This window comes from Halobacteriovorax sp. RT-2-6, assembly GCF_047085025.1.
Taxonomy (GTDB): Bacteria; Bdellovibrionota; Bacteriovoracia; order Bacteriovoracales; family Bacteriovoracaceae; genus Halobacteriovorax_A.
Genome location: NZ_JBKIYH010000001.1, coordinates 1,135,196 through 1,161,694, shown reverse-complemented (window position 1 = coordinate 1,161,694; position 26,499 = coordinate 1,135,196). Strand labels below are relative to the sequence as shown.

At 37.3% G+C, this 26,499-nt stretch carries 23 protein-coding genes; 15 read left to right on the top strand and 8 right to left on the bottom strand.

Annotated features, from left to right (window positions below; genetic code table 11):
- Positions 1–62 precede the first annotated feature (62 nt).
- Both ACMAYS_RS05435 and ACMAYS_RS05430 read right to left on the bottom strand, forming a co-directional pair.
- Positions 63–1,433, bottom strand: a complete 1,371-nt coding sequence (locus ACMAYS_RS05435; protein WP_103216534.1) for a hypothetical protein — start codon at positions 1,431–1,433, stop codon at positions 63–65.
- 99 nt (positions 1,434–1,532) lie between these two features.
- A complete protein-coding gene (locus ACMAYS_RS05430) occupies positions 1,533–1,760 on the bottom strand; it encodes a DUF4911 domain-containing protein (protein WP_392991082.1) in 228 nt (75 codons plus the stop codon).
- Positions 1,761–1,902: 142 nt separating this feature from the next.
- Between ACMAYS_RS05430 and ACMAYS_RS05425 the strand changes: the two genes are divergently transcribed.
- The 7 genes from ACMAYS_RS05425 (at position 1,903) to ACMAYS_RS05395 (ending at position 10,530) form a co-directional block, all read left to right on the top strand.
- Entirely contained in the window at positions 1,903–2,631 is a 729-nt protein-coding gene (locus ACMAYS_RS05425; RefSeq protein ID WP_103216536.1) for a tetratricopeptide repeat protein, read from the top strand.
- Positions 2,632–2,639: 8 nt separating this feature from the next.
- Entirely contained in the window at positions 2,640–4,850 is a 2,211-nt protein-coding gene (locus tag ACMAYS_RS05420; protein ID WP_412462904.1) for a LysM peptidoglycan-binding domain-containing protein, read from the top strand.
- A gap of 87 nt (positions 4,851–4,937) precedes the next feature.
- Positions 4,938–7,463, top strand: coding sequence for a type I DNA topoisomerase (gene topA, locus ACMAYS_RS05415; RefSeq protein ID WP_392991087.1), 2,526 nt, complete (start codon positions 4,938–4,940; stop codon positions 7,461–7,463).
- Between the two features lie 5 nt (positions 7,464–7,468).
- The gene (locus ACMAYS_RS05410) at positions 7,469–8,389 is read left to right on the top strand and encodes a DUF368 domain-containing protein (RefSeq protein WP_412462903.1); all 921 of its coding nucleotides are present in this window, start codon (positions 7,469–7,471) and stop codon (positions 8,387–8,389) included.
- Between the two features lie 91 nt (positions 8,390–8,480).
- On the top strand, positions 8,481–9,593 hold the full coding sequence (locus ACMAYS_RS05405) for a hypothetical protein (RefSeq protein WP_103216540.1): 1,113 nt from the start codon (positions 8,481–8,483) through the stop codon (positions 9,591–9,593).
- Positions 9,581–10,105, top strand: coding sequence for an FMN-binding protein (locus ACMAYS_RS05400; protein ID WP_412462902.1), 525 nt, complete (start codon positions 9,581–9,583; stop codon positions 10,103–10,105). The genes ACMAYS_RS05405 and ACMAYS_RS05400 overlap by 13 nt, the downstream gene beginning before the upstream one ends.
- A gap of 8 nt (positions 10,106–10,113) precedes the next feature.
- Positions 10,114–10,530: a hypothetical protein gene (locus ACMAYS_RS05395; RefSeq protein ID WP_412462901.1), complete on the top strand. Its 417-nt coding sequence runs from the start codon at positions 10,114–10,116 to the stop codon at positions 10,528–10,530.
- A 6-nt stretch (positions 10,531–10,536) separates the two neighbouring features.
- Here the strand turns inward: ACMAYS_RS05395 and ACMAYS_RS05390 are convergent, their stop codons facing one another.
- From ACMAYS_RS05390 to ACMAYS_RS05380, 3 genes are read right to left on the bottom strand one after another with little or no spacing between them, the layout of a single operon-like run.
- Positions 10,537–11,028: a DUF501 domain-containing protein gene (locus ACMAYS_RS05390; protein WP_158246763.1), complete on the bottom strand. Its 492-nt coding sequence runs from the start codon at positions 11,026–11,028 to the stop codon at positions 10,537–10,539.
- Positions 11,025–11,750 (bottom strand): hypothetical protein, encoded by a 726-nt coding sequence (locus ACMAYS_RS05385; protein ID WP_412462900.1) that lies wholly within the window; start codon positions 11,748–11,750, stop codon positions 11,025–11,027. The genes ACMAYS_RS05390 and ACMAYS_RS05385 overlap by 4 nt, the downstream gene beginning before the upstream one ends.
- The gene (locus ACMAYS_RS05380; protein WP_392991094.1) at positions 11,737–12,372 is read right to left on the bottom strand and encodes a DUF3943 domain-containing protein; all 636 of its coding nucleotides are present in this window, start codon (positions 12,370–12,372) and stop codon (positions 11,737–11,739) included. The genes ACMAYS_RS05385 and ACMAYS_RS05380 overlap by 14 nt, the downstream gene beginning before the upstream one ends.
- A gap of 75 nt (positions 12,373–12,447) precedes the next feature.
- Here ACMAYS_RS05380 and ACMAYS_RS05375 point away from each other — a divergent pair, with 75 nt between their 5' ends.
- Together ACMAYS_RS05375 and gshA are read left to right on the top strand one after the other, a co-directional pair.
- Positions 12,448–13,458 (top strand): hypothetical protein, encoded by a 1,011-nt coding sequence (locus tag ACMAYS_RS05375; protein WP_392991095.1) that lies wholly within the window; start codon positions 12,448–12,450, stop codon positions 13,456–13,458.
- A 64-nt stretch (positions 13,459–13,522) separates the two neighbouring features.
- Positions 13,523–15,115, top strand: coding sequence for a glutamate--cysteine ligase (gene gshA / locus ACMAYS_RS05370; protein WP_412462899.1), 1,593 nt, complete (start codon positions 13,523–13,525; stop codon positions 15,113–15,115).
- On the opposite strand, the gene ACMAYS_RS05365 is transcribed toward gshA, so the two are convergent.
- Together ACMAYS_RS05365 and ACMAYS_RS05360 are read right to left on the bottom strand one after the other, a co-directional pair.
- The gene (locus ACMAYS_RS05365; protein WP_199177502.1) at positions 15,107–16,102 is read right to left on the bottom strand and encodes an aspartyl/asparaginyl beta-hydroxylase domain-containing protein; all 996 of its coding nucleotides are present in this window, start codon (positions 16,100–16,102) and stop codon (positions 15,107–15,109) included. The genes gshA and ACMAYS_RS05365 overlap by 9 nt on opposite strands.
- Before the next feature lie 96 nt (positions 16,103–16,198).
- Positions 16,199–17,317 carry a hypothetical protein gene (locus ACMAYS_RS05360; RefSeq protein ID WP_412462898.1) on the bottom strand — a complete coding sequence of 373 codons (1,119 nt, stop codon included), beginning with the start codon at positions 17,315–17,317 and terminating at the stop codon, positions 16,199–16,201.
- A 140-nt stretch (positions 17,318–17,457) separates the two neighbouring features.
- On the opposite strand from ACMAYS_RS05360, the gene ACMAYS_RS05355 reads away from it, so the two are divergent.
- From ACMAYS_RS05355 to ACMAYS_RS05345, 3 genes are read left to right on the top strand one after another with little or no spacing between them, the layout of a single operon-like run.
- A complete protein-coding gene (locus ACMAYS_RS05355) occupies positions 17,458–18,096 on the top strand; it encodes a GNAT family N-acetyltransferase (RefSeq protein WP_103216549.1) in 639 nt (212 codons plus the stop codon).
- 1 nt (position 18,097) lies between these two features.
- Complete coding sequence (gene lysA, locus ACMAYS_RS05350) at positions 18,098–19,345, top strand: diaminopimelate decarboxylase (protein ID WP_103216550.1); 1,248 nt, start codon at positions 18,098–18,100, stop codon at positions 19,343–19,345.
- Between the two features lie 9 nt (positions 19,346–19,354).
- A complete protein-coding gene (locus ACMAYS_RS05345) occupies positions 19,355–19,909 on the top strand; it encodes a hypothetical protein (RefSeq protein WP_103216551.1) in 555 nt (184 codons plus the stop codon).
- A gap of 15 nt (positions 19,910–19,924) precedes the next feature.
- Here the strand turns inward: ACMAYS_RS05345 and ACMAYS_RS05340 are convergent, their stop codons facing one another.
- The gene (locus tag ACMAYS_RS05340) at positions 19,925–20,812 is read right to left on the bottom strand and encodes a transposase (RefSeq protein ID WP_412462897.1); all 888 of its coding nucleotides are present in this window, start codon (positions 20,810–20,812) and stop codon (positions 19,925–19,927) included.
- 197 nt (positions 20,813–21,009) lie between these two features.
- Here ACMAYS_RS05340 and ACMAYS_RS05335 point away from each other — a divergent pair, with 197 nt between their 5' ends.
- The 3 genes from ACMAYS_RS05335 (at position 21,010) to ACMAYS_RS05325 (ending at position 26,474) form a co-directional block, all read left to right on the top strand.
- Positions 21,010–21,288: a metal/formaldehyde-sensitive transcriptional repressor gene (locus ACMAYS_RS05335; RefSeq protein WP_103216553.1), complete on the top strand. Its 279-nt coding sequence runs from the start codon at positions 21,010–21,012 to the stop codon at positions 21,286–21,288.
- A 3-nt stretch (positions 21,289–21,291) separates the two neighbouring features.
- Positions 21,292–22,251: a CDF family Co(II)/Ni(II) efflux transporter DmeF gene (gene dmeF / locus ACMAYS_RS05330; protein ID WP_412462896.1), complete on the top strand. Its 960-nt coding sequence runs from the start codon at positions 21,292–21,294 to the stop codon at positions 22,249–22,251.
- Between the two features lie 152 nt (positions 22,252–22,403).
- Positions 22,404–26,474 carry a tail fiber domain-containing protein gene (locus ACMAYS_RS05325; RefSeq protein ID WP_412462895.1) on the top strand — a complete coding sequence of 1,357 codons (4,071 nt, stop codon included), beginning with the start codon at positions 22,404–22,406 and terminating at the stop codon, positions 26,472–26,474.
- Positions 26,475–26,499 lie beyond the last annotated feature (25 nt).

Below are 26,499 nucleotides of genomic sequence, written 5' to 3'. Positions count from 1 at the left end.
CCTTAGAGAATTCTTAAATATGTTTTTCTTATTGAAAATCATTTAGCTAGTTAGTCCATTTCTTAGTGGTAGTGAGCTGACCAAATATCTGCCCATGCTTCAATAAAACCACCATGTCCACCAACTAGTGCATAAGATAGGATCGCAGCAGGGAAGTATAGAGGTCCAAGTAGTGCTGATTGTTTAGCATGACCAGCTTCGTGTCCAGAAGCGAAACGGTATCCAGAGCAGAAGTCTAATTCAAAAAGTCCTGCAGACATTTTACCTGGAACAATACCAAGTCCACATACGTCAGCGTAGATCTGCATTTTTGAAGCAGCAATTCTGATACGTGGAAGATCAAATTCAATCATTCTTGCATAACGGTATGGTGTTACTGCTTCAAGGAAGTTTATGAATAAGTTAACTCCACGGCTTACTGGAACTAGTAGTACTTTAGTTGCAACAAATGCTCCACCAACCATTGTGTTAATTAAACCCCAAGAAAGGTTTGAGGCAACAACAAATAGGTGCATAAGAGGGTGATCTGGATTCGCTGGATCAAATAAAAGTGACTTCTTTCCAAATACATTTTCGTAAGTCATTAGGGCCTTATCAAATTCAGCTCTTTGCTCTTGTGTTAGAGCTTCTTTTTTATACTCACTGAATTTTTCAAGTTTTTCAGCATTTTCTTGCTTCCCAGTATTAAGAAGATTGTTGATATTTTCACTTAATTCTGGAGAAAGAATATTTGCATCTCTCATCGCCTTTAGCTTAGTAAGAGTCTTCTTAGCATCTTGGTCGATAATTTTCATCATTCCGATATAGGCCATATGCTGTTGAAGAACTTCAAGTTTGAATGCTTCATCATTTTCAGTAAAACGTTGCATTTTATCAGAAGAGATCTCTTCGATATAACCGATTGAACGTTTTGAATAACCTTCACTTAGATTTCTCATATAAGTAAGAGAGTAGAGTGCAAGAACTTCATTCTGCGCCATTTGTTCTGGTGTATTAATGAGACGATTATTTTCATCTTTACGGTAAGAGTCTTTTCCAGCATCAAAAGTAATCGCGTGAATATCAAGTGTTAGATCTTTTACTTGCTTCATCCAATTACGAATTTTCTCTTTACTCTCATTATATTTTTCAACTGTACGAACTCTTCTTTTGCGATCGTTAGAGCCATAAGTTTGTTTCGAATCAGTCCATGTCTCAAGCTTTGGAGCACTATTAATGAGTTTCGCAATTTGCTCAGATTTAATCTGTAACTCATTTGCCATCATAAGTTTAGAGTCAGATAAGTTTGATTTTTCAGAGCTTTCAAGGCTTAGCTTGAAATCATTAAAATGATTGTTGATGCCTTTATTGGTAACGACCTTACAAGATGCCATTTGAAGGCAGGCCAATACACATAGGGTAGTATTAGCAACTTTTTTAATTGCTGGTGACATAATCTCTCTCCGTTTTTTGGTTTACGGTTTTTTGGGAGTTATATCATTTAATTTGATTGAGTTAGTCGGGTTTGAAAACTTCTCGTAGATGTACAAAATTTAGTCAATAAATTGAAGATCAATTTCTTGAGCTAATTTATTCAGTAAGTACTTAACTTCAGGCACAAGACTAGGGTGTGCTTGAACAACAATGTCGCGATGGCCTTCGTGCTTGTCGCCTTCGATTGTTGAGTAGAAACATAGGCCTTCATTTGCTTCAAGTTGAAAGTAGAAATATGCTGATTCTTTCTTTGGTACTCTTACAATTGTTTTAAATATCTCACTCATAAAATACTCGACAAGTTTGTTTTTTATTTAGTTATTTGGCTTGGCAGTCTTTGCCTATGCACGAAATTTCATTGACTTAAACGCTTTGTAACCTAAAATATTATTAAAGGCCACTCTTTTATCAAGTCATGGAGGACTACAAGTGAAAGATTTCAGGAAGAGATTTCCACTCACTTCAGTATTAATTTTAGCTTTGGCAACGACATCTTGTTCGTGGTCAAAAAGAAAAACTCTTTTTGATGAAGAAGGCTATCCAATTGAAGAAGATAAGCAAGTAGCAGCTAAACAACAAATGGTTCCAAAGGCCCAGTACGATCAACTTCTAGAAAAGTACGACAAGCTTTTAAAAGATACTAAAGCACCAAGCTTAGCAGAGCAATACAAGGCCAAAGGTGGCAAAGAGTCTGCCGAGCAAGTACAGCTGAGTATGATTGATGATCTACAAGGTGCAAAAGGTAATAATGTTGCTGAGACTGTAGATGTTTTTGCTAATGAAGTGGTAGCACAAAAGAAGCAAGAACAAACTGACGATGTTCTTCTACAAAAAGAATTAAATCTTTTAAAACAGGCCGAAGGTTTAATGGCCCAAAATCGCCTTGATCAATCGTTAACAATTTTAAAAGATCTTGAGGGGTCAAGACATAGCCAAATTAAAGTAAGAGCAAAGTTTTATCTAGCAGAAATGCTTTTTGCACAACAAGAATTTGATCTTGCTATGCAATTATATGAAGAAATTCTTAGACAACACGCTTTTTCAGGTCTTGTTATTAAGAGTTTAGGAAGACTAATTGTTTGTACAGATAAATTAAAATTAGCAAAGAAGAAAGAGAAGTATTATTCAATCCTTCACGATTTCTTTGGTGAAGCATAGGGCATAGTTTGAAGAAGAAAAATCTAAGCTTATTCTTTTGTATCGTATCTCTTCTCATGAGCATGGGACAAGTGCGTGCGCAAGATGATCTTAAGGATCTAGAGCTTTTAGATGATAAAGACCTTCTTATGCTTTTAGAGGAAGAAACAGATCAGCCTCAGCAAACGGATGTTTCAGATGAAGTCCTTTCAGACGAATTAAATTCAATTAAAAGTGATCAAAAGAAAACACTTCCTGGCGAGGAAGTTCTTACTGATGAAAATCTTAAAAAGATTGATGCTAATAATTTAGAGAACGCAGATAATCTTGAAGAGATTGATATACTTGCAAAAGATGTTGATACAAAAACACAAGAGTCTAATGTTGATATTGTAGAGCCTGAAAAAGCTGCACAAAAAAATGTTAGTAATCAAAATGTAACAATTGATAAAAATCTTTTTAATGTAGGAAAGGAAGAGAAAGAGCTTCTAGAACTTGCAAAATTTGTTGAAAAGAAAATTCCAGAAGAAGAGTGGAATGAGCTTGCAACAGCTGCAAAAGTCGATAAGTATATCGTGCAAGATGGCGACTGGCTTTGGAAGATTTCACAAAATCTTTTTGGATCAGGTTTTTATTATTCAAAAATTTGGTCGATGAACCCTCAGATTACAAATCCACACGAAATTGAGCCAGGACAAGTTCTAGTATTTTCTACTGGTAGTGAGAGTTCTTTTCCAAAAGTTGCCTTTGGTTCTTTTGAGGATGATGGAAGTCAAGTTCGTCGTTCTGAGAACGTTAAGGTTGCTTCATCTGGTGCATTCTCAGCATATGGTGACGATATAAAATCAGATTGGTTAAAAGAGAGAAGGACACTTGTAAACAAAGGTGCATTCTTTCAATCACTAACAGAGTCTTCTTATGATGATGTTCTTTCAATGACTGAGATTGAGTTAAATACTGATTATAAAAAGTATGCGCCACCAATTTCTCGTATCATTATTGAAGAGCCAGATACTCAATATGACAAAAATGGTATTTCTTCGATTGAAAGACAAGAGATCACTGTTTCTCATGGATTCTATTTAAATACTTTTCTTACAACTAATCATATTCAAGATTTAGGTTATATCTCAGATAAGCAAGACGAGTCGGTTTTAATTCACAAAGACCAACATATCTACGTTAAGTTTGATAAGAGTGTACAGGTTAGGCCAGGTGATAAGTTTTCAATTTATCAACCAGATGGAAAAGTATCTCACCGTATCTCGGATCGTGAAGGTTTACGCTATACAATTCTTGGTCAAGTTAAGGCAATTCGTGAGTTAGAAGATAATAAGTGGGAAGTTGCTGTTGACGAAATTGTTGAAACTATTGAGCGTGGAGCTAGGCTTACTGTTTATACTCCAAAGATTGCTAAGATCTTTAAGACTTATAACCCACGTCGTATTGAAGCTGCGATTATCGGTTCTTATAAGCAACAAGATCGTGGGCTTGCCCTTGGAAGTGTTGTCTATTTAGACAGAGGTCGAGTTGACGGAGTTGAGCTTGGAAATGTTTTTGAAGTTTACTCTTTTATGGATAGAGGAACAGGAAAACAAATTAGTTCACAACCTACTTATGTAAAAGGTGAGGCAACTGTTATTACTGTAACTGATAACTTTGCTACGGCAGTTGTTTCTTATAGTAACTCAGGGCTTGATCTTGGAGATATTGCTCTGACAAAATCTGAAGCGACAGCAAAGATGGCCGAGCAGTTACGCAATAACACACGTGCAAAGAATCTTGGTAAGCAAGAAAACCTTGCTCTTGAAGAACTTGATGTTGAGCTAAACTTAGACAATCTTGGGGAAGATCTGCTTAAACAAGTTGATGAAATTCGTCTTGAAGAGGATGAACTTGAAGAACTTGAACGCCAAGAAAGAGAGAAGTCGATCATTAAGGAACAAGCTCGAGATCTTAAAGAACTAGAGAAGCTTGAGAAAGAATTGATTGATGCTGAAACAAAATTAAATGAGCAAAAGATCGACGAAGATACTTACTTAGAGCGTCAAGACCTGAATTTAATTGAGAAAGGTGTGAAGGCTAAAGATCCTAACGCACTACCTTCAATGAATGAAATTGAATCACAAGAAGGTCTAAAATATATGGATGAAGATCTGAACACTAAGGAAAACCCTTACGGATTGACTCCATATGACATCGAAGAAATTGAAGAACTATTGAATAGTGACTCAAATTAATCTATGCTAGCAAAAAATATGTTAAGATACCCTTGGTGCGTTCCTGTAACGCACCTTGTTTTTTTATAACAGGAGAAAGTGAACGTCATGACACAATCAGAAGTTGTGAGTGAAGCTACAACAAATGCTGCCTCTGACAAGGCCTCGAAAAAAGTAGCAAAAAAAACAACAAGTAAAAAGAAAACAACAAAGAAGAAGACTGCCAAAAAAACTGCTAAAAAAACAGCAAAGAAAGCTGCTAAAAAAACGGCCAAAAAAACAGCAAAGAAAGCTTCTTCATCTAAAGAAAAAGACTACAAACTAGTCATCGTGGAATCACCTTCAAAGGCCAAAACGATTAAGAAATATCTTGGCCGTGGTTTTCAAGTTGTTGCCTCAAACGGACACATTAAAGACCTTCCAAAGTCTAAACTAGGTGTTGATATCAAAGAAAACTTCGAGATCGACCTTGTTCCTATAGCTGGTAAAGCAGCAAAAATCGAAAGAATTCAAGAATTAGCAAAAGATGCAAGTGAAATCTTCCTGGCACCCGACTTGGACCGTGAGGGAGAGGCCATTGCATTCCATCTTGCTGAAGAAATTGGTAAGCGTAAAAAGATTAGAAGAGTAATCTTCAACGCCGTTACTAAGAATGCTGTAACGAATGCCGTTGAGAATCCAGTAGAGCTAAATGTTAATATGTATGATGCCCAAAAGACTCGTCGAGTTCTTGATCGTCTAGTGGGTTATAAGATTTCACCAATCCTTTGGGATAAGGTTCAACGTGGTATTTCTGCTGGGCGAGTTCAGTCGGTTGCCCTTAGAATTATTGTTGAAAGAGAAGACGAAATTAAAGCTTTTGTTCCAGAGCAATGGTTTTCTATCCATGGTGAAATGGAAAAAAATGGAACTCTTTTTGAATTCAAATACTATGGTGAAGATGCCAAGAAGAAAACAGAACTAACTGATGAAGAGTTCACAAAACAAATTGTAAAAGATGTTAATGGGAAAGAGTTTGAAGTAATTGACGTTAAGAAACGTGAGAGAAAACAAAACCCAACACCTCCTTTTACGACATCAAAGCTTCAACAGGAAGCTGCCAATAAGTTAGGCTTCACAGCAAAAAGAACAATGATGGTTGCGCAAAAACTTTATGAAGGGATTGCAACAACTGACTTTGGTACAGTCGGTCTTATTACTTATATGAGAACGGACTCTGTTAGAACTGAGCCTGAATCATTAAATGCACTACGCGAATACGTAAAAGATCAATACGGTGAAAAGTATTTATCACCGGAGCCTATTGAATATAAGAAGAAGGGAAGTAGTAAGGTTCAAGATGCCCACGAGGCCATCAGACCGACATCTCTTGAATATACTCCAAATCAGCTAAGAGGTGATTTAGAGCCAGATGAACAAAAACTTTATGAGCTTATTTGGAATAAATTCATCTCTTCTCAAATGAGCCAAGCTGTTATTGATCAAACGGCCGTAACTTTTGAATGTGAAGGTCACTTCTTTAAGGCCAATGGTTCAATCATTAAGTTTCCAGGTTTTAGAACTGTTTATATGGAAGCTGCTGCAGAGAAAGCTTCTCGTCGTGGTGGGAATGATGATGAGGATGATAACGACACACCAAAGGCAACAGGTGAGCTACCAGTTATTGAGGTCGGCGAACAAATGCCAGCAAAAAATGGACCTGCTGAGCAGGAACATTGGACTTCTCCTCCTCCACGCTTTAATGAAGCCTCACTTGTTAAGGCTTTAGAAGAGCAGGGAATTGGACGTCCATCGACATATGCTTCAATTATTTCAAATATTCAAGATCGTGGTTACGTTGAAAAGGTTGAAAACCGTTTCATGTCAACTGAGCTTGGAACTGTTGTTTGTAAAATGCTTATCGAATCATTCCCAGATGTCATGAACGTTGCTTTTACGGCCAATGTAGAAAAGCTACTTGATAAGATTGAAGACGGTGAAATTAAGTGGAAGAAGGTACTTAAGGAATTCTGGCAAGGTTTTGAAAAGACTCTTGAAAAAGCAAAAGAGGAAATGAAAAACCTCAAGAAGCAAGAAATCCCAACTGGAATTCACTGTGAAAAATGTGAAGACGGAGAGTATCTGATTAAGTGGGGACGTAATGGTCAGTTCCTTGCTTGTCGTAACTACCCGGATTGTACTTCTACTCACGATTTTAAAAAGCACCTTGACGGTAAAATTGAAATACTTCCAAAAGATTGGTTTAGAGATCCGTGCCCTGAGTGTGGAAAACGTCTTGAGGTTAAAAAAGGTAAGTTTGGTCGCTTTGTTCGTTGTGAAGAATATCCAAAATGTGAAACGACACTTCCATATACAATCGATGTAACTTGTCCAAAATGTAAAAAAGGAAAGTTTGCTGAGAAGAAATCTCGTTATGGGAAGATCTTCTACGGATGTACGAATTATCCTGAATGTGAAACAGCTCTTTGGAATGAGCCTAAAGTAATGGATTGTCCTGCTTGTGGATTTGGCGTAATGGGCGTTAAAGAAACAAAGAGATGGGGAAAACAGCTTCAATGTCCTGAGTGTAAACACTCTGTTGATTGGGAAGATACTCCATTTGCAAAAGAAGAAGCACAAGAGAATAAAGAGTAAATAATATGATCAATAAAAATATGGCCCTTGTTTTTTGCAAGGGCTTTCTTATGGGCATTGCCGACCTAATCCCAGGTGTATCTGGGGGAACAATTGCATTTATAACTGGTATTTATGACAAGCTTCTTGAGACTGTTGCGGCCATTGATAAAAATCTTATCAAAGATGTGGTGACATTAAATTTTAAAAATGTTTCAGAGAAGATTGATTTAAAATTCATTATACCTTTGGCAATAGGGATACTCGGTGCCATGCTTTCTTTAGCAAGGCTAATGCACTATCTAATCAATTATCACCCTGTTCCTACATGGGGATTATTTCTAGGTTTAATCTCAGCTTCAATCATTGTGATTGCAAGAGACTTAAAGGATCGTAAGAGCCCTGTGGCCCTAGCGATGGTGGCCCTAGGTGGAGCTATTGGTTTTGCTATTACACAACTTGTTCCGGTAACAACTCCAACTGACTTGTGGTTTATTTATATTTGTGGCCTTATCGGAATTACGGCCATGATCCTTCCTGGTATTTCAGGTTCATTCATTCTTTTAATTTTAGGAAAGTATGAATACGTAACAGGTGCTCTAAAAAATCCATTTCAAGAAGGTGCTCTCGTTATCATTGGTGTCTTTGCTCTTGGCTGTTTAACTGGTCTTGTGAGCTTTTCTAAGGTTTTAAACTTCTTTATGAAGAATTTCCGCGAGCGCACAATGGCATTTTTAGTAGGGATTCTTCTTGGAACTTTATCTAAGGTTTGGCCTTGGAGAGAAGTGACAAAGTCTGTTGTGATTCGTGGCAAGACGAAGGTCTTATCAGAGAGCCTTTATTTTCCAACGGCGCTGACAACAGAAGATATTCTTGCTGTTGTGCTGGTTGTCATCGGCTTCTTATTTGTCTTCATTCTCGAGCGTAGCGCGAATAGAAACAACTAAAAATATTGTCTAGTTTAGTGACTTGACCTTTTATTTAATTCTCATTAACATCCGTTTGGTAATTCAAACAAAAAGTTTAATAGGAGAATAAATGAAGAAGTTGTTTATCGCTTTAATTGCAGCAACTACAGTTAGTGCTGCTACAACACAAGAGTTAGAGAGAAGAATTGATATTCTTTCTAAAGAAGTACAAAGTATGCAAGCTAAGGGCCTATCGTCAAAGGTTAGCCTTGGTGGTTACGGTGAGATTATCTACACTGACAATAGTGAAGGTACTGCACAGTGGGACACGTTAAGAAACGTTCTTTACGTAGGTTATCAGTTTAGCGACAAATGGTCTTTCATGACTGAGATCGAAATTGAGCACGCTGATGAAATCTATACTGAATTTGCAGAAATTCGTTATGCTCACTCTGATCTTTTAAACTTTAAAGCAGGTCTTTTACTTACTCCAATCGGTATCGTAAACACTGAGCACGAGCCAACTCGTTTTATTGGTGTTAAGCGTCCAAGACTTGAAAATGCAATTATCCCAACAACAATGCGTGAAAACGGTCTAGGGATCTACGGTACTTGGAATAATCTTGAATATAAGTACTATATCATGAACTCTCTAAAGTCTTGGGATGGAACGAATGGTTTCTCTGAGACAGGTGTACGTGGTGGACGTCAAAAAGGTGCTCAAGCTCTTGCTGGTCACTGGTCACACGTTGCTAGAGTTGACTATGGTTTTGACTTTGGTCTAGATCTAGGGACATCAATCTATGTAGGTACAACTAACGGTGCAGCACAAGGTGAGCACAATATCTACGATGTTCATTTAGCATATAACTACAAAGGCCTAACAGTGAAGGCATTATATGTTTACTCAACTCTTGATGGTAAAGAATTCTCAGCAGCAACATCAAAAGTTGTAGCTGACGTAATGCAAGGTTATTATGTTGATCTAGCTTACAATATTACTCATGGTAAAACTTACTCAATTATGCCATATGTAAGATACGAAAGTTATAACACTCAAGATGAAGTTGACTCATCTGTTGGTGTAGCTGATAAAGCAAACGATAAAGAAAATATCACAGCTGGTATTATGTATAAGCCACTTGATAAAGTTTCTTTCAAAGCTGATTTCACAAAACTAAACAATGCATCTAATGCAGGTGAATCAGAAGAAGTAAACTTCGGGATCGGATGGGAATACTAAGATTTTCAAATCTATTCAATATAAAGGCAGTAAAGGGGATTTTCCTCTTTACTGTTTTTTTATTTCTGGCGAAGGGAGAAGCTTTTGCTGGAATCAAGGAAACTCTTTCAAAGAAGTATCCTGATTGTTCGTTTGTTGAGAAGTCTAAATTCTTAACAGATAAAGAGTTTGAAACAATCAAATCGAAGTATCCTACACGTGATATTCGTCGTTTTTACTCGTTTTTTAAGAGAGAATGTAAGAATGAAACGTCTTATGACTTCGTCTTTACAGATACTGTTCGAACGAAGAATCAAGTTCTCCATGTTCACGTGGTTAAAAATAATATTGAAAGTTTAGCGATTGTTAAATTTGAAGAGCCTTCAGAATATAAGGTGAAATCAAATTGGCTATCTCGATTTAAATCTCAGAAGCCCGATTCAATTGATATTGTTTCGGGGGCAACGCTTTCTTCAAATAGTACAAAATTTTTAGTATGGTTGTCGCTATATCTCCAAAAAGATATAATCTAGTTTAAGCTATGACTCCTTCAGAAAAGAATAACCTATTTACCTCAAATTACTTCATTGTTGTTACTGGTACAATCTATTTTGTGGCCAAGTACTTTATGGAGATTCAAGGAGAGTGGGGAGTTGAAACTCATCCTCTTTCTATTTGGATGCAAAAACTACATATCTTGTCGGTACCTTTTCTACTATTCTTTGTCGGTACAATCTTTTCAAATCATATCTACAAAAGAATTCTAAGTGGTTATAAAAAATCTCGTACATCAGGAATTTTTCTTATAGGACTCTTTGTTGCTATGAGTTTATCGGGTTATCTAATTCAGGTAAGTGATAATGATCTTTTAAGGCAATGGTCAGCCTATATCCACCTAGGAGTATCTTTAGTGTGGAGTCTTGGCTTTACTTACCATCACATAACAGCAAATCGTTAAATTGAATTAAGACTGTTTTAGTTTACGATCAACCATTTCACCAATTACGTGAGGGCGAACTAAGTGGTAGGCGTAAAACATATGAAGACACCTAAGGTGATAAAAGTCTCTAAGTCCTCCGATTCCAGTATCTGTAATCATCGGCATCATATTATCTGGTAATTCGAGATTCATTTCTTTAAAGAGTTTTACTCTTTCATCACGATATGATTCATGAATAGCTTTAACTTTCTCTTTAAGTTCTTCATCTGCATCAATCATTGCTTGAAGTTCTTTTGTAAATCCTTGTCCCTCAATCTGACTAATGGCCTTGTAAACAACAGGATCAACTAGCCAGTAGATTGTTGGAAATGGAACCTTATCAACAACTGGAGTAACCTTTATTGAAGCAGGCCTTGCATCAGCTGTTCTTGCTGAAACCTCAAGAATACCTCTGGCCTCTCTTTTTAGAAAAGCTTCAATTTGTTCAATATCTTTATCAGTTACTTGTGTGTTCAAAATAGAGATGCTCCTATTGTGTAAAAAATTGAGAATGAATTAATATCTTCTCGTGCACTTTGTTCTTGCAGAATTTCTACTTTCGTTCGGTTTGTACGATCGACTAAAGTAGCCTTGTAAGATCGATAAGCGGCAACTGAAACTTCTGCAAAGAATGGAAAGTGATCAACTGTCTTTACTTGTTCAACGCCGATCGCAAGTGCTCCACCAAATGAATCATAATTAATCTTAAGTGACTTACCATTAGTATTAATATTAAAGTCATCTAGGTCAAGTGAGTTTAGAAGCCAGCTAGGGCCAAATTTGATATATGCTTTGAAAGTTTTGAATCCAATAAAGTCTAAATAATCAATTTCGTAAACATCTGAGTTAATTCGTATCGTAGGAGTGATATTAAAGGATCTAAAATTTCCTTCGCCTTCAAGAACTCTATTCTCGTATGCGAAACGTAAGTCTCGCCCTCGCCCAAATGTTGTATGTGACTCAAGTCCAATCTCAATTCTTTCTAAGCGAAATGAAAATTGTGTATACATTCCAAGCGCCTTTGATTCTTCACGGTCTTCGATATCGTATTTATTTTCGTACTGATCGTCATCTAGCTCGTTAAAGATAGTATTTTGAAAAGTTAACCCTGCTCTTAGATAAAACTCATAAGGTCCTTTTTGTGCATAGGCAGAAGTTATAGAAAGTATGAATATTATGATCAGTTTAAAATTCTGCATGAAAGTAATATCCAATTGATTTCTTATCAATATTTGGCGCAATGACTGCGTATGATGTCCCTTCAAAAATTGAAGGAAATAAAGTCATTGGGTTAATAAGGTGACCAAAGAAATGCCCAACTTTACTATCTCCGTTTAGGAGTTGCATTGATAGTTTTTCGAATCCATAGCCCATAACCGCACCTAGTACAGGTGTTTGATAAAGGTCTTGAACAGAAGCTGGTTCAGTATAAACTTCGATGAGAAACTCAAAGATTGTGCTTGAAACAAAAGTTAGTGCCAGAGCATCAGCGTATCGATAATTTCGGGCACGATAGTAAAGAAACATTTGAGAGCCTGTGTAAGGGTGAACCATATAGTTCCAAAAAGGCTCATCACGATCAAAAACTATTTTTCCAAAATTACTTCGGTAAACATCCCATGAACCTTCTTCTCTTACTGTATCCCATTGAGTTAGTGGATAAGCGATTAAAGAGATACCAAAGACGAATCCAACATCTTTAAAAATTTCTTCTTTAGTATGGTCTCGATCTTGGTAGAAATACTCTGTTTTTGCAAAAGAAGTTCTTTGCAGTGACAGGGCAAGTAATGTAAAAGATATAGAAATAATAAAGCTTTTCACGATGTGTTCTTATATAAATTAAGCTACATTATGGCCAATAATACATTGCGATAATTAAGCCAGTTAATCATAAATATGAAAAAATTAATCTATTCTTTAATAATTTTATTTACCTCTGTTCAAGTTATAGCTCAAAGCTCAAATTATCTTATTTTTAATGAGAAAACCGATGGTCCTTGGTTTCCAATTCAGCTCTATATTAACGGTTCATTTGATGTCATTCAAAATCCTTACTGGTTCAATCAGAAGGACTATTTTGAGAAACATAAGATTGTTTGGAACAAGGTAAAAGATCCTATTCATTCGATTAAGAAGAATGGTGGCCTTGATACTTTATTAAAGGAAGAGTTTCTAAGTAATCGCGTCCTACCTAATATTTTTTTACATACATTCGGTGGAGCTTACGAGACTAAGAAGCTCATGGAATATTCTGATTACTATGGAATTAAATGGGCCAAGACTTTTTCGTTTATTGTGACCTATGCGATGCACTTTGGTAATGAGGCCAATGAAACAACTCAACCTGAAGTATCTGCACTTGATCATATTGCAGACTTATATATCTATGACGTGGCGGCATTTCTACTTGGATTAAATGATCCATTTATGAATTTCATGGTTGATGAAATGGGGATGACAACTTGGCACTTCATGCCAGTCTATGATGTTGAGCATGAGGACTTTTTTAACGTTGGTCTAAATTATATTATGCGTCCTAAGCTTCTACACTTTAATAAGTTTAGGCCGCTCCTTTATATGGGAATGATGAATCTAGTAGGGCTTACTTACGATAACGGAGATCTTTCTCATTCTGTTGCTGCGGGGATGGCCTTTACTGATCCACTAGAGCAGAAGGGGCGCTTTGCTTATGGTTACTTTCTTGAAACCATGGGAAGACAAGCTGCGTCACTATTGATGAACAGTTCTGAAGACTTTAGGGTTCGTTTAAATCTATATCCTGCATTATTTCATTTCTATGCTGATAGCGCGTCTAACTTCGCTCTAATGCTAGGGCAAACGAAGAATGATGACTTTGCCTTTGGAATAAATTATGAGCTGCCAATAAGTATTGGGAATCTTAACTAGGTTAAGATTAGCTTGCTTGCGTAATGCTGAAAGCGTACTATAGATGCGAAATATAGGACGATTTATGACGGTTAAAATTAATAAGCAAGCACTCAAAAACTATCAAGAAAAATACGGAAGTGATTCAATCCTTAATGTAAATAAAGGACTTGAGAAAGAGGGCCTTCGTGTAATGGTTGAAGATGGCAAGCTTGCAAGTTCCGATCATGACCCAAAATTTGGTTCAAAACTTCTTCATAAATGGATAACTACCGACTTTGCAGAAAGTCTTCTTGAGTTCATCACTCCTGTTTCAAAATCAAATGATGAAACTTTAAAAACTCTGGGAAATCTTCAACACTATGTTTTAGAACAAGATTCAAGTGAAGTCATCTGGCCATCATCAATGCCTTGTATCTTACCGGAAGATAAAGATATTAAGCTTGCTTACTACGGAGAGAGTAACTCTGGCCGTTTAAAGACTCTTTATCGCTCTGGTCTTGGCCTTCGCTATGGAAGATCAATGCAGGCGATTGCGGGACTTCATTACAATTTTTCAATGACAGATGAATTTTGGAAAAATTGGCATGAGTTAAGTGGAAGCTCTTTATCGCTTCAACTTTTTATTAATGAGGAATACTTAAATCTTTGTCGAAACTTTAGAAGTTATTCAAATATTCTCTTATATCTTTTTGGAAACTCTGTTTCTGTTCATGAGTCCTTCCTTAGTGGTAAGAAACATTCACTAGATGTGATTCATGAAGATGAGAAATATGGCAAAACTTTTGGCTCGAAAGAAGGAACATGCTTAAGGATGGGGGGACTTGGTTATACAGGTGCTTCTCAAAACGGTATTCGAATTTGTTATAACGGTCTTGATAGTTATTGCGATAGTTTAGAAGAAGCTCTGCAAGTGAATTTTGCAGATTTTGATAAGATTGGTTTAAGGAATGAGAAAGGAGAGCTTCAGCAAATTAGCACTCACATTCTGCAAATTGAAAATGAATTCTATTCAATCATTAGACCTAAAAGAATTGCTCCTCCTGGCAAGAGTGCTCTTGCTAGCCTAAGAAGCAAGGGGATTGAATATATTGAGGTTAGACTTCTCGATCTTAACCCATTTGCAAAGAATGGAATTACCAAAGTTCAAATGGACTTCTTAGATGCGTTCTTATTGTCGTGCCTATTCTTGCGAGCGGATAGATGCAATCGTGAAATTTATAATGAGATTGAGGATAATAATCAGCTTATTGTTAAACAGGGAAGAAAGCCTGGCCTAGAAATTAGCGTTGATGGTGAGAAAAGAAATTACCAAGAATATCTAGCAACATTCTTTAATCAAATGGCCGAAGTCATTGATGCTATATCAGATGGTGAGCGTAAGAAAGCATTACTTTTTGCTATTGAAGAGCAACGTAAGTTAATTGATCCTGCTAACACTCTTTCACAAAAAGTATTTGATCTTGTTTCAAAGAAAGGTCATATTCAGGCGATGAAGGATCTTGCGCTAGAGCATCGTAAGGAGCTGGCCGCTGTAGAAGTAAATCATGTATTTCAAGAAGAATTAGAGCTTGAGAAGAATGCATCGATGCAGCGTCAGGTGGACTTTGAGAAATTAGACGACGTAGACTTTGAAGAATACGTCGCCGCTTATGTTGCTTCTAGTTTTTCAAAATAACGATTGAATAAAAGTTAGCACTAAGTAAATTAAACCAAATGCAATTGCTAGTAATGTTAGATTTACTGTATGTTTAATAATTTTATATAGCGCCAGGTTTGTTTCTTTTAGAGTTCTTACTTTTAAAAGAGTAGGTGTTACTGCTCCAAAGATGGCATTAACTAGTCCTCTTTGATCTCCCGGAACATTTGGAACGAGAGTAATTCTCATAATCAGCTTAAAGATAAAGTTAATGATTTTTCCTATGATATTCGTTGGGCGATCAACTTCAAGCATAAGGATAATTCTTTCATTTTCAGAATTGTTGAAAGCAAAGTGAAGATAGGTCTCATCAAATAGTAGGGCCTCTCCATCGCGCCAAGAATAGTCAGTTCCATCAATATTAATATAACAACGATCATCGTTAGGTGTTTTTAAACCTAAGTGGTAGCGAAGTGATGTGGCAACTGGATCTAAGTGCTTTGTTAGTTTTGATCCTACTGGAAGAATTGAGTACATGGCACCGTTTACACCAGGAACTTTAGAAACAAGTTCAACTGTTTTTGGACACAGCTCTTTTGCTGACTTTAAAGTCGTTCCATACCAAGTAAGATAAAATTTAGACCAACCGTATTTATAAAAAGTTCTAAAACCAATGTCGTAATATGCACTTGAAGTTGGATCTTTTACTTTATCAAAATATCCATTTTCTCTAAGATTTACCGCCTCATCGCGAATTGTTTCCCAGTTATCTTGAACTAGTTTTAACTCTGGAAAGTCTGCAAGATTCATTATTGGCTTAGCTGCTCTCTTCTTAGTGAACATATAAAGTAGGCAGTTAAGTGGTGCAAAAATTGGCCAGCCTTTGCGGAGATAGAAGTTTAAGCTCTCATATCTTTCTGTTCCACGGTAAGCGTAGACATAGCCCATAGAGGCAATACCAAAAAGAAAGAGAAAAATAAGTACAGATATAACGCTAATAGTCTTATCCTCGTTTAAGTTTAACAATTAGAATCAAATATACCTCAAGGAGCCGCTTTCCTCCATGATTTTTCTCACTATGTGTAATGTGTCATTTTAAATTTTGCGCTCTTTGCAAACTGTTCACTCTAGCTCAGGATGCTTAACAACGCCTTTATAGATTGGCTTACATTTTCCAACGCCGACAAATTGGAATGTTGAACTAGTTACACTTGAGACTGGGGCCGTGGCCGTGTCGAGGAAGGCCTTGGTTTTTGAAATTTCTGGTTTTGAAAATGTTCCCTTAATAATCTGTTGCAGTTCCGGGCAATATTTTTCATCAATTACTGAAACAACGAGATCTTTAAAAGTTTGCTTCTCAATATTGGCTCCACCTTGAGCAATGATTAAGTGCTCTTGTGTTGCCACTGCAACATCTTCAAAGATTATAAGATCTCCCGTAAGTGTTATTGCAGCATTGACTTGCTTAAGGTTTGTGTCTCCTCCTCGAAAACCTCCAATCGTTTGTCCAAGGCTGGCCGCACTTGTATAGAGAAGGCCTATTGGTCCTAAGGCCAAGACGGCCGCGGCGTCGATGATTCCAATATTGCGAGTGTCTAAAAAATTTGTAATAACATCATCAACCCTAAAGCCTTTTAAGACTAAGTTCTTTCCTGAAACACTTGCTTTGATATCACCATTCACTTGTGCATTGATGTTAATTAATCCAGAGAGCCCTAAAGATGCATCAAAGTATTTAATGACATTGTTAATATCAAGATCGTTATATTTGAAACGAATATCTTTTAGATTTACTAAGTTAAAAGTTAGGTTACCTCGATTCTTAGAACCAAAGTCAGGAATAAAAATTTGGCTTACTTCAATTATTGTCCCTTCTTTCTTATGAACAAAGCAATTCATGCTTTTAAGTTTGAATTTTTGTAATTGAATTTCTTGTGCCCTCACTTTTATTTTGGAATTTAGCGCCTGCAAATAGCGATCGATATTTTTTGCATCGACATCAATTTCTAAAAAGTCGATATTAACAGTTTTGATTTTTAATATATTCTTTTCATCTATTTGATAGCTCAAGTTATGGAGGGCCCAATGGCCTATACTGATTTTTTCAACTTGCTCTATTCTTACTCCCGCCATGGCAAGAGACTTTTTGATCACCCATTTATAATTTAGGATAAGAATGACTAGGCCAGTGATGAAAGTAAGGGCCAAGCCTATGAATATCTTTTTATATATTTTTTTCATGAGTAAATTGGTCGGTCATTGTTAAATAGTTTGTATTTGTCACAATTAAAACACATAAGAACATCATCTAAAATAAAAACTTTATTAATTGAATTAATAATCTCCACCACTTTTATGGATGAGCTATAATAGATTAAATTATGTTTAAAAAGTTAATTACTCAAACATTGAAGTCATCGTCTAAAACATATAAAGAGTATAATTCATACTGTCCTTATATTGTGGATCACAAGTCTAGGCCTGTACCTGACGAAATAAAAACACGATATGCTAGGTATGATGATGCTCAGGCCATTGCTCGTATTATTAATGAAAATAATATTGATCCAAACCTTGATTATTCTTTCTTTTTTGAAAGAACGAAAAAAGAGTTGGCCCGTGGTGGAAACTTAAAAGGTTTTCATCTGATTGTTGCCATTCTTGATGAAGAAATAGTTGGTTATGGAAGATCAATTCTCTATACACAAGAAATGGTCAATCAGTATAAGTACAAAGCACCTGTCGGTTGGTATCTTATGGGACTTACTGTTCTTCCAGAATATCGTGGCCGTGGTATTGGTGATCTCTTAACTCAAGAGCGACTTAAACACATTGGGCAAATTTCAACGAAAGCTTATTATGTTGTTAATGCAAAAAATAAAACCTCTATTAAGATGCATGAGAAGTACGGTTTTAAATTAAAAGAAGAAGGCCAAGGTTTCTTAAAAATATCATTTAATGGCGGATTAGGAATGCTGTATGAATGCAGCTTAATAACTAGAGAAGTAGATAAGGACTAAAATGGATTTTTTCAATTATAGAGAAAATGAATTATTTGCAGAGGATAATAAAGTAGCCGATCTTGTTCAAAAGTATGGAACTCCACTTTATATCTATTCTTTGAAAACATTTAAGAGACACTTTCTAGCTTTTCAAGAACCTTTAAAAGAGCATCGTCATTTAATTTGTTATGCAGTTAAGGCGAATTCAAATATTAATATCTTAAAAGAACTGGCCGCAATGGGCAGTGGTTTTGATATCGTTTCTCGTGGTGAACTTGAAAGAGTATTGGCAGCAGGTGGACAAGCATCAAAGACGGTTTTTTCTGGGGTAGGAAAGTCTTATGATGAAATTGAGTTTGCACTTGAAAAAGGTATTAAATGCTTAAATGTCGAATCAGTAGCTGAGCTTAGAAGAATTAATGAAGTTGCTAAAAAAATGAAAAAGAAGGCACCGGTTTCAATTAGAGTGAATCCAGATGTCGATGCTAAAACGCACCCATATATTGCAACAGGTTTAAAAGAAAATAAATTTGGTATTTCATTTCAAAAAGCGCAAGAAGTCTATGACATCGCACATTCATTAGACTCGATCAGTGTCGAAGGCATTGACTGCCACATTGGTTCGCAGCTTACTAATATCGGTCCTTTTCTAGAGGCATTAGAGAGGCTAAAACAATTAGTTGATACTCTAAGAAAAAACGGTACGCCCCTTAAGCATATTGATCTAGGAGGGGGATTAGGAGTTAAATACCGTGATGAAGTTCCTCCTCATCCAAGTGAATATCTTGCTCAAGTAATTAAGAGCCTTGAGGACTATCCTGAGTTAGAACTTATCTTTGAACCTGGTCGAGCGATTGCTGCTAATGCGGGAATACTTGTGACAAAGCTTGAGTACATTAAGGAAAATGAGGGGAAGCATTTTGCTATTGTTGATGCGGCAATGAATGATTTAATGCGACCGGCCCTTTATCAAGCATGGCAAGAAGTCATCAAAGTCGATCAATCAGTTAGAGGAATAAAAGAAAATTTTGATATCGTTGGCCCAGTATGTGAGACAGGGGATTATCTTGCAAAAGATAGGGAGCTTGAACTAAGTGAGGGAGAGTTGTTAGCAATTCGCTCTTGTGGTGCTTATGGCTTTACGATGTCTAGTAATTATAATTCAAGACCAAGAGCATGTGAGTTGCTTGTTGATGGCGATAAAAATCGTTTAATAAGAAAGCGAGAAACTTACCAAGATCTTTACTACTTGGAACAATGTGATTAGGATCCAAATATGAATTCAAAAACTGTAACACTAACACCACTTTTTCCAACAACAGAATGGGCCTGGGATATTTCAAAGGATCAAGGTAATACCGTTCGTATTTTACATCCTTCAGGAAATGTTTTTATTTCACAAGTGATTTTAAATCGTCAGTCTCGTTTAGAAGGTAACGAACAAAAGATTTATGACCTTAATTTAAAAGATGTCGATCTTATCGCTTATATTATGGATTACTTCATTAACAAGGCCACAACGAAACTTAATCGCGGTAATGCCATGATTGTTGCTGGAAACCTTGTTAGTAGTTATCGTTTTCGTCTACCTTTAGGACCGGAAACACTTCCACTTGAAGATCAAAAGACTACCTTTGGTGAATACCGTAAGTTTGGTGAACACAAGCTCTTCATGCAAGGTGAGGAGTTAAATGTTTTCGTTATTGGAAAAGAAGGCAAGAATGAGTTCTATGCCGTAACACTCAATGATACAAAAATTGGGGACTTCAATATTCCTAAACTTGAGCTTTTAAAATTTCCTCGTTCATACTTTAGACAAAGCTTTGATTAATAATAACTGGCCCTTTCAAATGGTGTTAATCTCATAGCGTAGATACTTAAAATTATAATAGCTTATAAAGATATTTAGGTGCTGCTGAAGTCTTCTCGGAGACTTTGTGGAGCACCATGTTTTTCTCACAAGCCGATTAATTGAATCCCTAAACATCGCACAGGTGTGATTTAAGATGAATAGCGGATCATAACCTTTCTTCTTCAATTCTCCCTGACCTGCAACACATGACCTTCCACCTTCGTAAGTTTTATATGTGCAAGATGATAAGTATTTTGAAATAAACTTGGGATAGGTCTTAAACATATCTGAGCTAACGGTAGCGTCGATATCAATCGTTTTATAAATTTTTTCAAATAATTGCGTTAGCCCAACTTCGTGAAAGCTCGGTCTATATCCATATTTTTTACGTGATTTTTTTGCGAGGTGACCAAATGCTGGAATTTGTGAAACCTCGGCTCCAAGGATCAAACGAGTCTTCTTGTCTACGGCAAGAGAGATTGAAAGAGGCTTCATCTTTGTGTGCTCATGAGTGATCATATCGTCAAATTGCATGTGAGATATTTTATTATTTTCTAGATGCTTGATAAGTTTTGCATGATTTCTTAGCGCTCTTTTTTCGAGAATATCCATGCGCCTGGCGATGGTTTTACGATCAATACGTAGGACTCTTGCAATTCGCCTCATCGATGCTTTTGAACAAAGAAGGTGCTCTATCGTCGAAGTATCTCGCCTTCTGCGATGCCTATAGTGGTCACTGTAGGTTGCGCGAGAGAATCGTTTTCCACAATTTTTACAACGAAAGCGTTGAATCTTGCGAGAATCGTCCGCACGAAAATAACTTCCGTCTTTAATAATATTATTTGGAAATGAACATGTTTTATTAGGGCAGATAACTTTCATATGGAAAGTTATGCAAGAGGTGGTCTACTTAGTTCATGTTAAGTATTTAAAATTACTTACTTTGAAAACAATGCTTCTAATTTTTTTAGAATCCCATAACACCATTTTTAAGGACCAGTTTATGATTTTACAGGGTGTTTCTTCGCTCTATCTTTATATATTATACTGGGGTATAGTATAGTGAGCGGAGGTTAACGATGGCCCATATTCATCAAAATAAGAAAAAAATTATCACGCGAATAAGACGTATCAAGGGACAACTTGAAGCGGTTGAGCGTGCTCTTGAAGAAGATAAGGATTGCTACAGCATTTTACAAACTCTGGCCGCGTGTCGCGGTGGACTTAATGGCCTAACTGGAGAGTTGATTGAAGAACATGTGAAGAACCATGTGATGGTTTCACCACTTGATCCAAAGACTCCTCAGGATGAAGCTGCAATTGAATTAGTAAATTTAATAAAAACTTATTGGAAGTAAAGTATGAAACATAAAGAACATTTAGAACCACATAATTATGTCCTAGAAGATGATCGTCTAGGCTCAAATGAAAAGAGAACGATGCTTGTTATTCTTTTAACATTTGTCACGATGGTAGCAGAGATTGGCTATGGTTATTTTACGGGGTCAATGGCCTTACTTGCTGATGGCTGGCATATGGGCTCTCACGTTGGTGCACTTGGGATAACTGTTATCGTTTACCGCTTGGCACGTTCTGAAAAAATTAATGAAAAGCTTAGCTTTGGTGCAGGTAAGATGATTCCTTTGGGAGGCTACACAAGTGCGCTTATGTTGGGAATTGTTGCTATTGTGATGGGAGTTGAATCTATTGGCCGCTTTTTAAATCCAATGGAAATTAAATTTGAAACGGCCATCCTTGTGGCCATCATTGGTTTAATTGTAAATATCCTAAGTGCAGTTCTTCTATGGGACTCCCATGATCATCATCATGGACATAGTCACGGCCATGATCATGACCACGATCACGGACATGCCCACAACAAAAATCACGTTCATGACCACAACCACCGCTCAGCACTTCTTCATGTTATTGCCGATGCTCTAACTTCTGTCATGGCCATTGCAGCACTCTTTGCTGGAAAGTATTTTGGTTGGAACTGGGCCGATCCTATTATTGGAATTCTAGGTGCCATCGTTATCTTAAAATGGGCATGGGGACTTGCTAAAGATACAGTCTGGGAACTACTTGATGGGAACTCTAAATTATTTGATGAGGAAGAGATTAGAAAACTTTTCTCTTACGATGAAGATATAGAAATAGCAGACCTTCACCTCTGGAGAATTGCTCCAAATGCTCATGCTTGTGAAGTGATGATTTACAATTGTAATTTGAAGGGGAGTGAATACTACCGCGAGAAAATTTTAGCTAAGTACAATATTTCTCATCTCATTGTGGAAGAGCGTCTTTGTACAAATTCATAATTTTATAAGTATTTAATATGCCGTATTTTTGGGGCAGCAATGCCCCATCTTTTTAGTCTACCTCTTATCATTTCAGTACTTTATTTGCCGATTTTTAATTTGTATTAAAATTCTCATACGAATTTAATTGAGCTCGTCGATAAAGAGGCGAAATGATGAAGATATTTAAGAAATCATACATTCATATTTTATGCCTACAGCTACTGGTTACTAGTTGTGTGCCTGAGATTCAACGTCGTGAAAATTCACGTGGAGAAGTTCAGGTAAGCAATATTAGTGTTCAAGGTGATAAGCTTAGAATTGTAGGTTCAAGTCTTCATAAGGTTGAAAATATTCGCATCACTGATAAGAGTGGGACGACTTCAGACTTTTCAATTGGATCGCAAAATGAGGGAGAAATCATTGCAGATGCTCTTTCGAATACTCTTCTTCCTCTAAATCAAATTCTTACGATGACTTTGCAAAGTGCAAATGGTGCAAGCACGTTTACGATTAATGTTGATCTTCCAGATCTTGGTGCTTCTCATGGGCAGATACTCCAATACAATGCCATCACAAGAAAGTGGGCACCTGCTAATCAACCAACTTCTAGCGTTACCTCTGTTAATGGAAAGTTAGGTGCGGTTAATCTTACAGTTGATGATCTTTACGATACAGATACAAGTGGAGCAATCTCAGGCTCAATTTTAAAGTTCAATGGAACAAATTGGGTTATTGGTACAGATGAAGGCGGTTCTTCAACAAATGCAACTTCAATTCACAATCGACTCGTTTCGAATATCACTCCTACTGATGGCCAGGCACTTGTTTGGAGCAGTACTAATTCTTCTTGGGTTCCTTCAACTATCGCAAGCGGTGGTGGAGGTGGAACTGGAGAGGCCAATACAGTTTACTCAACTGGTGGAACTTCAATCTTCAAACAAAAAGTTGGTAGTCAGCTTCAGTTTAAAGGTCTTTCTCCATCTTCTGATATTAATATTACTGAAGGATCAAACTCTCTTGGTCTTCAAATAAGCACAGCAAATGGTGCAAACCAACTTCTAAGACTTGATTCTCTTGGAAGACTACCTGCTCTTGATGGTTCCCAGTTAACAGGCATCTCTGGTGGAGGTGGTGGAAGTGGTGAAACTAACACGATGTCGACAGCATCTGGTGCTTCTATCTTTAAGCAGAAGTCTGGTGTGGACTTTGTTATGCGTGGTATTTTAGGTTCATCTGATTTCGTTATTAATGAGAGTACAAATACAGTTGATTTTCAAATCAATACGGCCAACGGTGCCAATCAACTTCTAAGATTAGATTCTTCTGGTCGTCTTCCGGCACTCGACGGTTCTTTGCTAACTGGAATCGCAGCAGGTGGTGGGGATACAACTTTACAATCACGAGATGTTTCTGCTTCTGCACCTACAAATGGTCAGGCACTTTTATGGAATGATGTAAGTCAGCAGTGGGAGCCTGCGACTATTACTGCTGGCGGTGCTGGTGGTGAAGTTAATACGGCTTCAAGTGCAGGTGGCGAAGCAATTTATCAAAATAAAGTAGGCTCAAACTTAGTCTTTAAGGGGCTATCAAATACTACTGATATTTCTTTAATAGGAAATGCAAATGATATTCAAATCGGAATAAATACTTCAAATGGAGCGGGACAGATTCTTCGTCTTGACTCTTTCGGACGTCTTCCTGCACTAGATGGATCTCTTTTAACTGGTATTGCGGCTTCTGCATCAGGTGATGCTGTTAGCTTACAAACGAGGGATATTTCATCAACTGCGCCAACTGATGGCCAGGTTCTTACTTGGAATAATTCTGTTTCAGAGTGGGAGCCTCAAACACTTGCTGCTGCAAGCTCTGATGCGACAACTCTTCAGACTCGCAATGTTGCGACAACTGCTCCTGCCGATGGACAGGCGCTTGTATGGAATAACGGAACTTCACAGTGGGAGCCACAAACGATTATTTCTGGTGGTGGATCTGGTGAGAATAACACAATCTCAAGTGCTGGAGGAGTTTCACTTTTCAAGCAAAAATCGGGTGTTGATTTAATTCTTAAAGGTCTTCAAGGATCTACAGACTTCACTGTTTCTGGTAGTACGAATACTGTTGATCTACAGATCAATACATCAAATGGTGCAAATCAACTTTTAAGACTGGATGCCTCTGGTCGTCTACCTGCGATTGATGGATCTCTTCTAACAGGAATTGCTGGTGGAAGCTCTGATGCAACAGCAATTCAATCTCGTACAGTATCTGCTGTTGCTCCTGCCAATGGACAAGCTCTTTTATGGAATAGTACAAGCTCTCAATGGGAGCCAACTACAATTGTTACTGGTGGTGCCGGTGGTGAAGCCAATACTGCTTCTAGTGCTGGAGGAGAAGGTTTATTCCAAGCAAAAGTTGGAACCAATCTCGTCTTTAAAGGTTTAACTGGTGGAAGTGATATTACTCTGACAGGTAATACTAATGATGTGCAAATTAATGTAACAACTGCAAATGCGGCCAACGAGCTTTTAAGACTTGATGCTTTCGGACGTTTACCTGCTGTTGATGGTTCACAGTTAACTGGTATTGCTACATCGGATAATACAATTCAATCTCGTGCCGTTGCTTCTACTGCTCCTACTGATGGGCAGGCCCTTGTGTGGAATAACACTGCTTCTCAATGGGAGCCGCAAACAATAAGTGCGGGAGCAGGTGGGGAGTCTAATACGATTTCTAGTGTCGGTGGTGCTAGCTTATTTAAACAAAAAACAGGTGTTGATCTTGAATTAAAAGGTCTGACAGTAACGAGTGACCTTGCTATTACTGAAAATGTAAATGATGTTCAAGTGGGAGTTAATACTTCTAATGGAGCAAACCAATTACTACGTCTTGATGCTTCTGGACGACTACCTGCTATCGATGGTTCACAATTAACAGGTATTGCTGCCGCAGGTGAAGTCAATACGGCCAGTAATCTCGGTGGTTCTTACGGGGTATTTGCACAAAAGAATGGTAGCGAACTTCAATTTAAAGGTTTTAACTTTAGCACTGACTTTAGTATTTCTGATGTTGGTGACTATTACGACATAACTCTATTAACATCAAATGCGGGTGGAGAGTTACTTCGTCTTGAATTAGATGGTAAACTGCCTTCCTTAGATGCAACAAACCTGTATAATCTTCCTGCAAGTGATACGACATTACAATCTAGAAGTGTATCTCCAAATCCTCCTTCTAACGGACAAGTCTTAACTTGGAATGGTTCTTTTTCTGAGTGGGAACCTGCGGATCTTACAGTATCTGGTGATGATCTTGGAAGTCACATGGCCACGCAGAACTTTCAAATTGGGGCCAATTATATTTCTTATTCTGGTCTAGATGAAGGTCTCTATGTAAACCTTGGTGGTAATGTTGGGATCGGAACAAATACACCAGCGGCCGATCTTCATATTTCGGACTCTCATGCGGAAATGAAAATTCAAGATTCTAATGTTGGAATTTCTTCTGAAGTAAACTTCACACTCCTTGCGGATGGTTCAGAAGCCGGTTTTGCGCTTCTTAATTCAAATTATGACTGGGCCGCAGATTTTCCTGATGCTTCATGGTCTGATGTCATGCTATTTCACTCAGCACCTGAAACAGCTAATGGAATGCGCATGCATGCATTTGCTGGAGACATTAATCTATCAGTTGGGGATGCCATTCTTACTGATGTGCTAAATGTAAACGGAACAAATGGAAACGTAGGGATTCTTACAACTACGCCAAGTGGGTCCTTTGCCTTAGATGTAAATGGATCAGTTAGAGGGACAGCAGCCTTTGACTCAACATCTGATGAGCGTCTCAAAAAGAAAGTGACATCGATCTCTAGTGAAATCTCAATTTTAGATAAGCTCTCTCTTCTAGATGGAGTTTATTTCGAGTGGAGAAAAGATGAATTTCCTCAAAAGAACTTTAAAGAAGGAAGAGATATCGGTGTTATTGCTCAAAACGTAGAGAAGGTATTTCCTGAGGCCGTATCAAGAGATGAGAATGGTTATTTAAGTGTTGCTTACGCAAAATTAGTTGCGCCGCTTATTGAAGCCGTTAAGAGTTTATTTTCTATTTCAAAGGATCAAGGAAGAGATATTGCTTCTCTTGAGGCCAGAACTAAAAAGCTTGAAGAAGAGAATCAGATGCTTAAGCAAGCTCTTTGTGAAATGAATCCGAAAGCGAAGATTTGTCAAAGCAAACAATCTAAGTAGTCGTAATTACAAAAGACTCCCATGG

Coding starts and splice junctions, on each gene's coding strand:
- ACMAYS_RS05340 (WP_412462897.1), bottom strand. CDS start 20,812: ATGAAAGTTATCTGCCCTAATAAAACATGTTCATTTCCAAATAATATT.
- ACMAYS_RS05395 (WP_412462901.1), top strand. CDS start 10,114: ATGACTCCTTCAGAAAAGAATAACCTATTTACCTCAAATTACTTCATT.
- topA (WP_392991087.1), top strand. CDS start 4,938: ATGACACAATCAGAAGTTGTGAGTGAAGCTACAACAAATGCTGCCTCT.
- ACMAYS_RS05400 (WP_412462902.1), top strand. CDS start 9,581: ATGGGAATACTAAGATTTTCAAATCTATTCAATATAAAGGCAGTAAAG.
- ACMAYS_RS05345 (WP_103216551.1), top strand. CDS start 19,355: ATGAATTCAAAAACTGTAACACTAACACCACTTTTTCCAACAACAGAA.
- ACMAYS_RS05360 (WP_412462898.1), bottom strand. CDS start 17,317: ATGAAAAAAATATATAAAAAGATATTCATAGGCTTGGCCCTTACTTTC.
- ACMAYS_RS05375 (WP_392991095.1), top strand. CDS start 12,448: ATGAAAAAATTAATCTATTCTTTAATAATTTTATTTACCTCTGTTCAA.
- ACMAYS_RS05385 (WP_412462900.1), bottom strand. CDS start 11,750: ATGCAGAATTTTAAACTGATCATAATATTCATACTTTCTATAACTTCT.
- lysA (WP_103216550.1), top strand. CDS start 18,098: ATGGATTTTTTCAATTATAGAGAAAATGAATTATTTGCAGAGGATAAT.
- ACMAYS_RS05435 (WP_103216534.1), bottom strand. CDS start 1,433: ATGTCACCAGCAATTAAAAAAGTTGCTAATACTACCCTATGTGTATTG.
- ACMAYS_RS05355 (WP_103216549.1), top strand. CDS start 17,458: ATGTTTAAAAAGTTAATTACTCAAACATTGAAGTCATCGTCTAAAACA.
- ACMAYS_RS05325 (WP_412462895.1), top strand. CDS start 22,404: ATGATGAAGATATTTAAGAAATCATACATTCATATTTTATGCCTACAG.
- gshA (WP_412462899.1), top strand. CDS start 13,523: ATGACGGTTAAAATTAATAAGCAAGCACTCAAAAACTATCAAGAAAAA.
- dmeF (WP_412462896.1), top strand. CDS start 21,292: ATGAAACATAAAGAACATTTAGAACCACATAATTATGTCCTAGAAGAT.
- ACMAYS_RS05410 (WP_412462903.1), top strand. CDS start 7,469: ATGATCAATAAAAATATGGCCCTTGTTTTTTGCAAGGGCTTTCTTATG.
- ACMAYS_RS05430 (WP_392991082.1), bottom strand. CDS start 1,760: ATGAGTGAGATATTTAAAACAATTGTAAGAGTACCAAAGAAAGAATCA.
- ACMAYS_RS05405 (WP_103216540.1), top strand. CDS start 8,481: ATGAAGAAGTTGTTTATCGCTTTAATTGCAGCAACTACAGTTAGTGCT.
- ACMAYS_RS05335 (WP_103216553.1), top strand. CDS start 21,010: ATGGCCCATATTCATCAAAATAAGAAAAAAATTATCACGCGAATAAGA.